Annotated in this window: 12 protein-coding genes; 6 read left to right on the top strand and 6 right to left on the bottom strand. The window is 69.9% G+C overall.

All coding sequences use genetic code 11. The features are described from left to right. Nucleotides 1-113: 113 nt before the first annotated feature. Complete coding sequence (locus tag ACFYM2_RS23145; protein WP_388838711.1) at nucleotides 114-1,271, top strand: sensor histidine kinase; 1,158 nt, start codon at nucleotides 114-116, stop codon at nucleotides 1,269-1,271. Continuing rightward, nucleotides 1,268-1,927, top strand: coding sequence for a response regulator transcription factor (locus ACFYM2_RS23140; RefSeq protein WP_359001512.1), 660 nt, complete (start codon nucleotides 1,268-1,270; stop codon nucleotides 1,925-1,927). Before ACFYM2_RS23145 ends, ACFYM2_RS23140 begins: the two co-directional genes overlap by 4 nt. Before the next feature lie 81 nt (nucleotides 1,928-2,008). Here the strand turns inward: ACFYM2_RS23140 and ACFYM2_RS23135 are convergent, their stop codons facing one another. From ACFYM2_RS23135 to ACFYM2_RS23120, 4 genes are all read right to left on the bottom strand, one after another. Continuing rightward, the gene (locus ACFYM2_RS23135; RefSeq protein WP_388838708.1) at nucleotides 2,009-2,815 is read right to left on the bottom strand and encodes a class I SAM-dependent methyltransferase; all 807 of its coding nucleotides are present in this window, start codon (nucleotides 2,813-2,815) and stop codon (nucleotides 2,009-2,011) included. Between the two features lie 8 nt (nucleotides 2,816-2,823). Beyond that, nucleotides 2,824-4,044: an MAB_1171c family putative transporter gene (locus ACFYM2_RS23130; protein ID WP_388461291.1), complete on the bottom strand. Its 1,221-nt coding sequence runs from the start codon at nucleotides 4,042-4,044 to the stop codon at nucleotides 2,824-2,826. Nucleotides 4,045-4,049: 5 nt separating this feature from the next. Then, nucleotides 4,050-4,550 (bottom strand): hypothetical protein, encoded by a 501-nt coding sequence (locus ACFYM2_RS23125; protein WP_359001520.1) that lies wholly within the window; start codon nucleotides 4,548-4,550, stop codon nucleotides 4,050-4,052. 154 nt (nucleotides 4,551-4,704) lie between these two features. After that, nucleotides 4,705-5,226, bottom strand: coding sequence for a helix-turn-helix domain-containing protein (locus ACFYM2_RS23120; protein WP_388838705.1), 522 nt, complete (start codon nucleotides 5,224-5,226; stop codon nucleotides 4,705-4,707). A 781-nt stretch (nucleotides 5,227-6,007) separates the two neighbouring features. Here ACFYM2_RS23120 and ACFYM2_RS23115 point away from each other — a divergent pair. Then, complete coding sequence (locus tag ACFYM2_RS23115) at nucleotides 6,008-6,994, top strand: AraC family transcriptional regulator (RefSeq protein WP_359001529.1); 987 nt, start codon at nucleotides 6,008-6,010, stop codon at nucleotides 6,992-6,994. 100 nt (nucleotides 6,995-7,094) lie between these two features. After that, complete coding sequence (locus tag ACFYM2_RS23110; protein WP_359001532.1) at nucleotides 7,095-9,155, top strand: FUSC family protein; 2,061 nt, start codon at nucleotides 7,095-7,097, stop codon at nucleotides 9,153-9,155. Between the two features lie 25 nt (nucleotides 9,156-9,180). Here ACFYM2_RS23110 and ACFYM2_RS23105 read toward each other — a convergent pair whose 3' ends face one another. After that, nucleotides 9,181-9,675 carry a hypothetical protein gene (locus ACFYM2_RS23105; protein WP_388838702.1) on the bottom strand — a complete coding sequence of 165 codons (495 nt, stop codon included), beginning with the start codon at nucleotides 9,673-9,675 and terminating at the stop codon, nucleotides 9,181-9,183. A 324-nt stretch (nucleotides 9,676-9,999) separates the two neighbouring features. Here ACFYM2_RS23105 and ACFYM2_RS23100 point away from each other — a divergent pair, with 324 nt between their 5' ends. Next, a complete protein-coding gene (locus ACFYM2_RS23100; protein ID WP_359001538.1) occupies nucleotides 10,000-10,239 on the top strand; it encodes a DUF397 domain-containing protein in 240 nt (79 codons plus the stop codon). Between the two features lie 73 nt (nucleotides 10,240-10,312). On the opposite strand, the gene ACFYM2_RS23095 is transcribed toward ACFYM2_RS23100, so the two are convergent. Then, nucleotides 10,313-10,813, bottom strand: coding sequence for an ATP-binding protein (locus tag ACFYM2_RS23095; protein WP_359001540.1), 501 nt, complete (start codon nucleotides 10,811-10,813; stop codon nucleotides 10,313-10,315). Between the two features lie 249 nt (nucleotides 10,814-11,062). Here ACFYM2_RS23095 and ACFYM2_RS23090 point away from each other — a divergent pair, with 249 nt between their 5' ends. Beyond that, nucleotides 11,063-12,004, top strand: coding sequence for a helix-turn-helix domain-containing protein (locus ACFYM2_RS23090; RefSeq protein ID WP_388461283.1), 942 nt, complete (start codon nucleotides 11,063-11,065; stop codon nucleotides 12,002-12,004). Nucleotides 12,005-12,017 lie beyond the last annotated feature (13 nt).

Here is a 12,017-nt window from a genome sequence, read left to right as displayed (position 1 = left end):
ATGACCCGCTGATCTCTATCTCTGGACAGACGCGGATGGCCGCCCTCGCGGCTAGGGTCGGACCCATGCGAGGTATGGTGGCGGGGCATGAACCGGCGTACCACAAACAAGGATTGACGGCACATCAGCTGATCGGACTCGATGTCCTTTTGGCCATGGTCTTGATGGTGTCGAACGCCTTGTGGTGGATGCTCGGCGCGCAGCGCACGGGCTGGCCGTCATGGGAGATCGTGCTGACCGGCTCGTTGGGCGTGGCCGTCGCCGTCCGGCGGCTGGTGCCCCTGCCCGCACTGGCGGTGGCATCGGTCGCGATGGCCACCGACGGCGCGCTCGGCCTGATCGGCGTACTGGCGACTGCCCTGATGGTGTACGAGGTGGCGGTCGCCCGACCGCCGCTGATCGCGGCGTACGCCTGCGCGTTCGCCGGCGTCGCACAAATCATTCTGCTGGCCCCCATGCGGGGCATAACAGGGCACGACTCCTGGGGGTGGGCGGGGATGCTCCAAAGCCTCTTCCTCGAGGCCGCCGCCTGGGCGATCGGGTGGTCCACCAGACGGGGCCGCGCTTACTCCCGTGGCCTGGTCGAGCAGGCCGAAGAGCGGGCGCAGCTCCTCCTGGTCGAGGAACGCATGCGCATCGCAAGGGAGTTGCACGACGTCGTCGCGCACAGTCTGAGCATCGTCGCGGTGCAGGCGGGTGTCGGTCACCACGTCATCGGCAGCCGGCCCGACGAGGCCGCGAAGTCCCTCGCCGCGATCGAGACGACGAGCAGGGACGCCCTGGGAGAGCTGCGTTCGCTGTTGGGTGTCCTGCGTGACGACGACGGTGCCGAATGGCTGCCCGGCGGCCTGGACGACCTCGGCACGCTCATCGAACAGACCCGACGAGCGGGTGTCCAGGTCGAGTTGACGACCAAGGGGCGCCCGCGCACCCTGCCCCGAGGACTGGACCGCGCCGCCTACCGCATCGTGCAGGAAGCCCTGACCAACGTCGTCAAGCATGCCCACATCAGTCAAGCCAGGGCGACGATCGCCTACGCGCCGGGCGAGGTCGCCCTCACGGTCGTCGACGCCGGAGCCGGCCGCACGTCCACCCCGATCACCGAGGGCCACGGCCTGACCGGCATGAAAGAACGCGCCGCCCTCTACGGGGGCGAGGCTCACGCGGGCCCGCTCTCGCCGCACGGCTTCCGCGTCACCGTCCGGCTGCCGTACGCCACGGACGAGCGAACGGCCCAACTCCCCGTGGGCGCCGATCTGGAGGGCGCATGACCGTGCGGGTCGTCGTAGTGGACGACGAGACCCTGGTGCGTGCCGGGTTCCGCGTGCTGCTGGAGTCGGAAGACGATCTCCAGGTCGTCGGCGAGGCGGCCGACGGGACCCAGGCGGTCCGGTTGATCCGCGAACTGCGCCCCGATGTGGCCCTGATGGACATCCGCATGCCCGGGCTCAACGGCATCGAGGCCATCAGCGCACTGCTCGGCGGCCCATCTCCGGTGCACGTCCACGTCTTGGTGCTCACCACCTTCGACCTGGACGAGTACGTCTTCGAGGCACTGCGCGCGGGCGCCGCGGGCTTCCTCCTCAAGGACACTCCGCCCGCACGTCTGATCGACGCCGTGCGGGTGATAGCCGCCGGGGAGTCGCTGCTGGCACCCGGCGTCACCCGCAGGCTGATCGAGACCTACGTCCGCCGCCCCGGCTACCCCGGCCCGGTCACCCGCACGCTGGACGGGGTGACTGGCCGCGAGCATGACGTGCTGGGTCTCATCGCACGCGGTCTGTCCAACCACGAAATCGCAGCCGAGCTGTATCTGACCGTTGGCACGGTCAAGACCCACGTCAGTCGTCTCCTGACCAAACTGGGAGCCAGGGACCGGGCCCAACTCGTCATCGCCGCCTATGAGAGCGGACTGGCCAATACGTGAGCTGCACGGCTCGCGGCGGCCGACGATCCCCGGGCGGGCCGGTGCGGCACGGTGACGTTCGACCGGACCCGAAGTGACGCGTCAGTGGGATCGGGCCACCAACGGGCGTCGGCCCCATGCGGAGATGGTCATTTGGGGAATGTCGATGACCTCGGGGTCTCGCAGCAGCCTGCCGAATTCGGTGAGGTCGGTGTCAGTGATGAGGCCACTGGCCAGGAGAGCGGGGGCAGCCCGGTCGATGAGGGGAGCCCAGCGGTCTTTCTCGCGCCCGCCCAGGCAACCCAGGTTTCCGGAGTAGCTCACCTCGTCGAGTACGTTCCGGGCGAGGAGCGAGGGGAGGCTGCGGGCCCAGGACATGTCGGCGCCGGCTTCTCGGTAGGTGTGCTGGTAGGCGGCGAGGATGCGCTGGACAAGGGGAAAGGGGGAGTGAGCGGCCGGCAGGTCGTAGGGCTCTTCGACGATCAGCCAGCCGCCCGGAGAGAGCCAACTGGCGGCTCGGGTGATCATCTCGTCACGGTTGGGCAGGTGGCAGAACACATAGCGTGCGTGGACGAGATCGAAGGTGCCGGGCGCGTAGCCCTCTCGCGTGATATCGGCTCGCTGGACTTCCAGGTTCGTGGCGCGGTCGGCGTCGAGGTGGCGCGTGTCCAGGTCGACCGCGACGACTCGGCCGTCCGGGCAGCGTGCGGCGAGCCAGTGGGCGATGGAGCCGGCGCCCGCGCCAAGTTCCAGGCAGTTCCAGGATGGCTGGATGCCGAGGCGATCCAGAATGCCCGTGGTGACGGCGTCGACGCTGCCTTGGATGGACTCCAAGCGGTCACGTTCGCGGGGAGCGCCGTTGCTCAGCATGCCGGTGCTGTACGGGGTGGTGGCGGAGCGCTGGGTCACGGTGTCGCCTATTCGTGGGAGTTCCGGGAAGTGGTGCGGACCTGCCGATCGCTGTGGTCCGTCGGGGCGGAACCGGCAGTGGCCGGTGGAGCGAAGGAGCGTACGGCAGGGAGGGCGCGGGCTCGGAGAACGGCGAGCAGGAAGCAGGCCTCGCTGCGCAGGCAGTCTTCGCTGGGGTGCGCGGTGGCGAGCGGGTTCGGCCGGGGTGTGCTCGCGGCGGTTTTGGCCTGGAGAGCGGCGTGCAGCCAGCTCGCGGTGACCGCCGGCTCCACGTGCTCCTGGGGAAGGCCGTGGGCGGTGACATGGCGGCGGGCGTGTTCCATGGTCTGGGGAGTCACGTAGTCCTGGAGGATGAGCAGGGCGTCGCGGATCTCGATGACCTGGCGGTAGAGCCGGAGACGGATCGTGCGCGGGCTGCCCAGCACTTGGCGGATCCGGCCGCGGGGTTTGTCGAGGGCGATGTTCGGGACGGCTTCGACGAGGTCGTGCCACAGCGGATACAAGCGCCACATGATGTGCGCGCCGCGGGCCGCGCGATGGGCGGTGAGGGCGAGTGGCAGACCGGCCCCCGTGGCCATCAGCCAAGCCGTGAGTCCGATGTTGTCGGGGAACAGTTCGCCCAGCCAGGCAGGTCGAGTCAGAAGGAAGGCCAGAACGACGCACCAGAACACGCTGGAGGACAGGAAGGCGGCGGCGAGCAGGAGCAGGCCGGTGCGCAGGGGCCGGTCGTCACGGACCTGGCGGCCGTAGCGCACACACAGCACCGTGCACGGGATCGTGCCGACGAGATGAGCGGCGACGAGCAGCCACCAGAAGGGGCTGTACCAGGGGACGGCTTCCGCGTTGACGCAGCCGGCATGCGGATCGATCGTGTAGTCGAGCGCGATCAGGGCGCCGATTGTCGCGATCATCGGTCCGTAGACCAGCCAGGGATGGCGCCGTGCCGTGGCCGCCAGGACGAAGTCGAGGATGAGGGCCGAGCTGAGGACACCCCACACATTCATGAACAGGCCGCAGCTTTGGGCGAAGGCCGTGCGGTTCAGAGCGGCGGAGACAGGGTCGAGGTAGACGGTGATTGACCCCGCCATGCCGATGATGGCGAGCAGCAGCATCTTCTGCTGGTGAGAGCGGCGTGCTGTGGGCAGCCGCAGGATGATCACCAGCCACAGTGCCAGTGCGCCCAGGAGCTCTGCCCGATACCCCAGATCGTGGATCCATCGTAAGTCCATGGTCTCTAGCCGCGGATTCCGAGGGCGCTCTCGAGCGCGCCGCGCACACCTGCCGACGGCGATGCGGCGCGCATACTCGCGGTGGAATGGATCAGGCTGGCGAGAAGTTCGGCTTCCCGCTCCTGCTCGGTGGAGTAGTTGGTGCGGGCCAGGACTCGGCTGATCATGTCGGGGCTGATGCTCGGTAACAGCGTGGAGAGCGCACCATGTGACTCCTGGTCAGTGATGCGGTGGTCCCACAGGATGTGCCCGACCTCGTGGAGAGCGATATGTTCCTGATGGAACTTCGTGGCCTTTTCCTCGACGTAGATGATGTCGTGGCTCTCGGCGGCGATCCACAGCCCGCAGGCGCTGATGGCAGAGCCGATCGGCGCGGTGCGGATCCGGATGGGCCGGCCTCGCCGCACCGACAGCTCGTGCACGAAGGCGTCGACGGAGAACGGGCTTGGGATGTCGAGCGCGCCGACGAGCGCCTTGCACCGTTTGCGAACCTGCCGTGTGGTCATGGTGTCGCCCCGCTCTTCGATCGGACATCGATGGAATCCGCCGTCACGTGTGTGGCGTATGGCTACACCTCGCGGCCCTGAGCCGGTCTGCTTCCGGATGGGGCTCGGTAGCCGCATGCCTGGGCGGAGCATGGCTTCGGGTGCGGTCGCGGTGTCACGTGGTGGCGGGAGGTTGTCGACCGGACGTGTGCCGCCCCTCGTCTCCGGCCGGCAGTACGCCGTGCAGCGAATCGCGGGCCTGCGCCGCGGCGTCGATGATCCCGGTCAGGAGCCGAGAGACCTGGTCGGTCGTCGTGGCGACGGGCTGGGCATGTGACGTTCGCAGGGCAAGTCCCGCGGCCTTACTTTCCCTCAACTCCTCGAGGAGCGCGAGTTCTTTATTGACCTGCTGGAAGACCTCGTCATCGAGGAAGTAGGCGCAACGCTGGATGCCGAGACTGTGAGCCACCTTCACCAGCGTCTCAATGGTGAGGTTGGCGCCGTCGGCGGACTCGACCGACGCCAGGGTCCGTTTGGACACCCCGGCGCGTTCGGCGAGCCCCGCCAGGCTGAAAGGTCCTTCGGGGTGGCTCCTGCGGATGTGGCGAAGTCGCGCGGCGATATCGGCCTTCGTCGCGTGGACATGGTCCGCCAAGGGCCGCGAACGGGACACATCGGGTTCGTGCTGCTGCTCCACCGGGCACCTCCTTGGTGCATCATATTGCACCGCAGCGGCAACCTGTTGCAACCTGACGTTCGAGAGGCCTATGGTCATTGGCGTGAAACGGGGGCTCGCGAGAGGGTGCCGGCACAAGCTGATGCGCCATCAGTTGCTGTTGGCCACAAGGGTTTTGGCCGGACTTCCTGCCTTCTCGCACGGGGGAAGTGCCTGCCGGGGAAGTCCGGCGGGCACCGCCCTGTGCCGGCTGTCGCTGTGTCGGCCACGTAAAACAGCCTGCGGTGCCGACGCCGCACTACAGCCTTTCGCACGACAGCCTTTCGCACGACAGGATCCAGCCCGGCACGCCTCGGGGCACTGACGGGTGCCAGGCACTTCGAAGACGTGGGCAAGGCCTGCCAGGCCCCGCGGAGGCGCCTGTCCCTCTGCGCGCCCCCAAGCTGACCAGCGCGATAGTCAGGTTCTCGCCAGAACCCCGAAGTCCACAGGGCTTCGCCTGTTCCAGTGCAGCCACACAAAGGACGTTCGTCATCATGCAGCGTCACACTGTCTCGTGTCATGCCGAGCACCACGTAAGACTGCCAGGTGTCCCGTTCACCCGGTTCCGGGCGGGCGGGATCGGCGCGCCAGGCCACCATGCCTGGATCCAGCCGGTTGCCGTGATCGCCATTCCCTCGACGGTGATCAGCGCGGAGATCCAGATAGCGCCGCCGCCTCCGGCCACGACCGGCCGGTCCCCGGCCGCGCAGCACACGAAGTCCCTGCCCGCCATGGCAAGCGTCTCCCGCAACCGCCCGAAATGCTGACGCAGACCGTCTTCCACAGCGAGGACTTACCGGATGCCAACCGGTTCGACGCCTGGTGCGAGATCATGGGCCGCTTGCCGGCGCCCATGAAAATGACCAGCGAGTCCACGGCGGACTTCCGGGCTCACCTCCGGTGTATCCCGCTCGGCAAGGCGACCGCGTACCGGACGACGTTCCAGCAGGCGACCTTCCGGCGTACGTCGCGGCTGATCCGCCAGTCCGACCCGGAGGCCTACAACATCTCGGTCCTCCTGAGCGGAGAAGGCGGGACGGCATGGGACAAGCACGCGGCTGCCTACCGGCCGCTCGACTTCCACATCGTCTCCACCTCCCTGCCGTTCGAGGTGTGGGGCGGGCGGTCGCCGGCAAGGATCGTCGGCGTCGAGATTCCGCGAGCCGCGCTGCCGTTTCCGTGCGACCAGGCAGACCGGGCAATCGGGCAGCAGGTGTCCGGGCGGGAGGGCGTAGGGGCGCTGCTCAGGCAGTTCCTCACTCATGTGACCGACGACGCCGGCCCCTACCATCCGGAGGACGCCCCGCGCTTGGGGGCCGTGCTCACCGATCTGGTCGTGGCCCTCTTCGCCCACACCCTCGCCGCCGAACCACTCCTGCCGTCCGAGACGCACGGCCACGGGCTGCTCCTCCAGATCCAGTCGTTCATACACCACCACCTGGCCGAGCACGACCTGACGCCCAGTCGGGTCGCCTCGGCGTTGCACCTCTCGCGCGGTTACGTACATCGTCTGTTCCAGCAGGAGGGCGTCACGGCGGCGGGCTACATCCGTCGCCTGCGCCTGGAAGCCGCGCGCCGGGATCTGGCCGATCCCGCCCAGCACGGCATCCCCATCCGTGCCATCGCTGCTCGCTGGGGGTACCCGCGCGCCGCTGACTTCACCCGCGCCTTCCGGGCCACCTATGGGATGCCGCCCATCGAGTACCGCCTGGACGGCGTTCGCGGACAGGTTGCCGACATGCGGTGACGCTCAGGGTGCGGTCACGTCCTCCGGAGCGGTCTAGGCCGGCCGGCAACCGCACACGGCACCGCGCCGCGCGGGGGCCGCAGAGGTTACGCTCGGGATCATGAGTTGGGGCAGGGCGTTGAAGGAGACCGCCCGTTCGGGGCTGACGGTGGAGCCGCGACGCCTCGAACCCCTCGTCGCCCTGCGCGGCGCGGCCGGACTCGCCGTCGTCGTCGGCGTCAGCCTCACCCTCTTCGGCCCCTCCGTCGCCGCGAGCTCCGCGTTCGGCGCGTTCCAGGGCGCGATCGCCACGTATCAGCGCAGCTGGCGCCCGCGCCCCGTGCTGGCCCTCGCCTCGGGGCTCTCCCTCGCCCTGTCCACCTTCCTCGGCTACCTCGTCGGCACGCACTCCCCCTTCTTCCTGGTGCTGCTCGCGCTGTGGACGTTCCTGGCCGGCCTGGCGTGGGCGGTCGGCCCGACCGTCGGCGTGATCGCCTCGTCCAACGTGGCGATCATGCTGATCACCGTCACCCTGCCCAGCTCCCTGGCCGAGGCGGCGGGCCACGCCGCGATGATCGCGTTCGGCGGAGTCGTCCAGGCCGCTCTCGTCGTCCTGTTCCCCATCCGCCGCTGGGGCGCGCAGCGCGACGCGCTCGCCGACGCGCTGGCCGCCGAGGCCGACTACGCGCGGCGGCTGCGCCACGACCCGGTCGCGCCGTTCGACCCCCAGCCCCTCATGACCGCCCGGCTCGCCGCCGCCGTCACCCCGCGCGAGGCCCGCCGCCGCCCCTCGGAACTGCACGGCGCCCGGGGCGTCGCCGAGCGCATCCGCCCGGTGCTCGCCTCCCTCGCCGACCCGGCGCTCGGCGTCCCGGACGAGGGCGTCGAACGTGACCGGGTCAGGGAACTGCTCGCCGCCGCGGCCACCGTCCTGGACGCCGCGGCCCGCGCGATCCGGCACGGCCAGGCCCCCGTCATCCCGCCCGCCGCCGAGGCCGCGCTCGCCACCCCCGACACCGGCGCCATCCTCACCGGCCCCGCCCGCCGCGCCGCCGCCCGGCTCATCGCGCTGCTCGCCGACGTCGTCGAAACCGCCCAGGGCGGCGGCTCGGGCGCGGGCGCGGAGCCGCTGCTCAGGCCGACCCTGCCGCGCCTGGTGCCGCTCGCCCTGCGCACCATGCGCACCGAGGCGAGCAACCGGCACTCCCCGGTGTTCCGGCACGCCGTCCGGGTCTGCGCGGTGGCGACGGCCGGCTATCTGCTCGGCCACGTCCTGCCGTTCGGGCACGGCTACTGGGCCCCGATGGCCTCGGTGATGGTGATGCGCCCGGACTTCTCGCTCACCTACGCCCGCGCGGTCGCCCGGTTCGGCGGCACCCTGGTGGGCGTCGCGCTCGCCACCGGCATCGTGCAGCTGACCCACCCCGACACCGCCCTTTCGGCCGCCGTCGCGGTGGCCTCGGCGTTCCTGGCGTATCTGCTGATGCGCACCGGCTATGCGGTGCTGAGCGGCTGCGTCTCGGCGTACGTCGTGTTCCTGCTCGGCATGGGCGGCCTCCAGTGGACCCAGACCGTGCCCGACCGGGTCATCCTGACGCTGGTCGGCGGGGCGCTCGCGATGGTGTCGTACGCCGTCTTCCCGGCCTGGGAGACGCCGCGTCTGCGCACGCGTCTGGCCGACTGGCTCGCCGCGAGCGGGCGTTACGCCTCCGCCGTCGTCGCCCACTACGCCGACCCCGACCGCGCGTCAGGCGAGGTGCGCCAGGCCCTGCTCGACACCCGGGCGGCCCGCATCGCCTGGCAGGAAGCGCTCGACAAGGCCACCCACGAACCGGTGCGCCACCGGGGGCTCTCGCACACCTCGGCCGGTGAAGCAGCGCACGCGCTGGGCCAGTTGGGGCGTACGGCCATGCTGATGGAGGCGCATCTGCCGGAGCGGGACGCCGTGCCGGTGCCGGCCGCCGCGAAGCTCGCCGAGGCGCTGCGCGAGGCGACCGAGCAGGGCGCGAGGGCGGTACGCGAGCGGCGGGTCCCGGAGTGGACCGAGGTCGAGCGCGCCCTGGAGGCGTGGGACGGCGAGGGCGTGCCGGACCGGGTGGTGCGCGGCGGGGCCGGCCTGGTCCTGCACTGCCTGGACGACCTGACCGACGCGCTCTCCGTGCCGGACGCCCCCCGTCCGTAACGCGCGACGGCCACGCGGCCGCGCGTTACGGGGTGGGCAGTTTGCTCGGCAGGCCGGACGGGAGCGCGCCCGTCTTGCCCCGGGTGAAGGAATCCGTGCCGCCGCCCTGCCACTTCACCTGGAGGATGTCGCCCTGGAGCGTGGCCATGCCACGCGTGCGTTCGGTGTCGCCGTCCGCGCACTTCAGGACGAGCATGGTCATGCCCGCGCTCTCGTCGACCGTGCCGGAGCAGACGTGCGGGGTGAGCAGCCCCACGCCCTTGTCCGCGACGACCATGGTGACGGTCTTCCCGCCGCTGGTGGCGGTCCAGCTGCCTTGCAGATCGCCGCCCTTGGCGGTGCTCCCGCCGCCGTCCGGCACCGCGGCGGAGGGCGCGCTCGATCCGGCCGGGGACTTGGTGGCCGGCGCGGTCTTGTTCTCGCCGCTGCCGCAGCCGGTCACCACGAGCGCGACCGAGAGCCCGGCGGCGGCGAATCCGGCGGTACGTAGGAAACCGGCGGTACGTATGAGGCTGTGCACGGTGTGTCTTCCCCCTGGGGTCGGTGGAGACCGCTGGACGGCCTCCGGGACCGCGACAAGTTACCAGCCGGGACGCGGCGCTCCGCCGGGCCGGGCGATCGGCCCGGCGCTTGAACCAGAAGGGCCGCGTTGGCGTCTCTTCCTCATGTGTACGGCGGGCGATTCCTCATGCGTGCGGCGCCCGATCCGGGCGGGCGGGCAGCTGTAACCGCCCGGGCACCCCGCGTGCACGTGCATCCTCCCATGCAGGCGCACATGAACACAGCTATGATCCGGGGCAGTTGACCATTCACAGTTGCACGTCCGCACATCCCGGGAGCGACCTTGCACCACGCGTACAACGGCATGGCGGCAACGGAGCTTCAGGGTGCCGCCTGGCAGAAGAGCCGGCACAGCAATTCGCAGGGGTCCTGCGTCGAGTTCGCCAAGCTGCCCGGCGGAGGCGTGGCGGTACGCAACTCACGCCATCCCGAGGGGCCCGCGCTGGTCTACACCAGAGCGGAGATCGAGGCGATGCTGCTCGGGATCAAGGACGGGGAGTTCGACCACCTGATAGCGGACTGACGGCCGGCCGACAGCGGCCTGGACCCGTCCGTCCCGGCGATCCCGCCCGGTCGTGTGTCGAGCCTGCCGCGGTTCAGTCGGCGGGCTGGAGGCGGAACAGCGCCCATACGACCTTGCCGCCGATGGCCCCCGCGAGCGGGTGCCAGCCCCAGCTGTCGGCGAAGGACTCCACCAGGAACAGGCCGCGCCCGGACTCCGCGCCGAAGTCGTCGCGCTCGCGCTCCACCGGGCTGTCGTCGCTGGGATCGCGCACCGCGCACACCAGCCGGCTGGTCCAGCGCATCAGGTGCAGCCGGACCGGTACGTCGCTCTCGCGCGGGGTGTCGGCGGGCAGCGCGTGGCGCAGGGCGTTGGTGACGAGTTCGGAGACGACCAGGGCGACGTCGTCGAAACACTCGCCGAGGCCCCACTGCGTGAGGGTGGATCTGGTGAACTTCCGTGCTCCGCCCACCGCTTCGAAGCGGGCGGGCAGCGCGCAGGACGCGGATCCCGCCACGGTCGAGGGGTCGAAGGGGGCAAGCGCCTGCCTCAATGGCTCATAAGGCTCCAGCATGGTCGATCCATTCGTCCCCATGCGAGGCACTCCCGGGTTCGCGGCCGTGGCGGTACAGGACGCAAGCGACTAGACGCAGTTGAGCACGCAGGTGCGCGGGGACCATGGTTCCGAATGCGTCGGCCCGATGCAAGGGCAGATGCACGTGCACGCGACCGACCTGTCCGTGCCCGTGCCGTTTCTTGCTCATTTCTTCCCCAGAAGTTCCTCCGGCTGATTTCGGTCCTTGACCATTTCCGTAATCGCGCGGGTACGGGGTGAAGCGTTTTGATGGCAGACTGCACCGCACCATTGGATGGGGAGGACGGCGAAGTGAGCGCAGGGGAGGCATGGGGATCCCCCCGGCCGAGCGCGGTCGAGGCCGGCGGAGGTTCGGTGGTCCGGCGCATTCTGCTGGGCTCTCAGCTCAGACGCCTGCGGGAGTCGCGCGGCATCACGCGCGAGGCCGCCGGCTATTCGATCCGGGCGTCCGAGTCCAAGATCAGTCGTATGGAGTTGGGGCGCGTGAGCTTCAAGGCCAGGGATGTCGAGGACCTGCTCACGCTGTACGGCGTAGGCGACGAATCCGAGCGGATGGCGCTGCTCGGCCTCGCCAAGGAGGCCAACATCGCCGGGTGGTGGCACAGCTTCGGCGATGTGCTGCCGGGCTGGTTCCAGACCTACATCGGCCTGGAGGGCGCCGCATCCCTCATCCGTATCTATGAAGTGCAGTTCGTGCACGGCCTGTTGCAGACCGAGGCGTACGCCCACGCGGTGGTCTCGCGCGGCATGCACGGTGCGCCGGCCGCCGAGGTGGACAAACGCGTCGCGCTGCGCCTTGAGCGCCAGAAGACCCTGGTGTCGGAGCGGGCCCCGCAGTTCCACGCGGTCCTGGACGAAGCGGCCCTGCGCCGTCCTTATGGCGAACGCGACGTCATGCGCGGGCAGTTGAAGCATCTCATCGAGATGTCGGAGCAGCCCAACATCAACCTCCAGGTGATGCCGTTCAGCTTCGGCGGGCACGCGGGGGAGAGCGGCGCCTTCACGATGCTGCGCTTCCCCGAGTCGGACCTGTCGGACATCGTCTATCTCGAACAGCTCACCTCCGCCCTGTACTTGGACAAGCCGGAAGAGGTCGCGCAGTACGAACGGGCGATGACGCGGCTCCAGCGGGACAGCCCCGGTCCCGAGGAAAGCCGCGATCTTCTGCGCGGACTCCTTCAACTCAGCTGACTCATCAGTAGGA

It is taken from the genome of Streptomyces sp. NPDC006711 (assembly GCF_042869775.1).
Classification (GTDB): Bacteria; Actinomycetota; Actinomycetes; order Streptomycetales; family Streptomycetaceae; genus Streptomyces.
The sequence above is the reverse complement of the archived record's forward strand: the minus strand, read 5'-3'. Positions and strand labels throughout refer to the sequence as shown.

Bases quoted from the DNA above. Each gene is read 5' to 3' on its own strand.
- ACFYM2_RS23140 (WP_359001512.1), top strand. From the start codon at position 1,268: ATGACCGTGCGGGTCGTCGTAGTGGACGACGAGACCCTGGTGCGTGCC.
- ACFYM2_RS23130 (WP_388461291.1), bottom strand. From the start codon at position 4,044: ATGGACTTACGATGGATCCACGATCTGGGGTATCGGGCAGAGCTCCTG.
- ACFYM2_RS23125 (WP_359001520.1), bottom strand. From the start codon at position 4,550: ATGACCACACGGCAGGTTCGCAAACGGTGCAAGGCGCTCGTCGGCGCG.
- ACFYM2_RS23115 (WP_359001529.1), top strand. From the start codon at position 6,008: ATGCTGACGCAGACCGTCTTCCACAGCGAGGACTTACCGGATGCCAAC.
- ACFYM2_RS23110 (WP_359001532.1), top strand. From the start codon at position 7,095: ATGAGTTGGGGCAGGGCGTTGAAGGAGACCGCCCGTTCGGGGCTGACG.
- ACFYM2_RS23095 (WP_359001540.1), bottom strand. From the start codon at position 10,813: ATGGGGACGAATGGATCGACCATGCTGGAGCCTTATGAGCCATTGAGG.
- ACFYM2_RS23090 (WP_388461283.1), top strand. From the start codon at position 11,063: ATGGCAGACTGCACCGCACCATTGGATGGGGAGGACGGCGAAGTGAGC.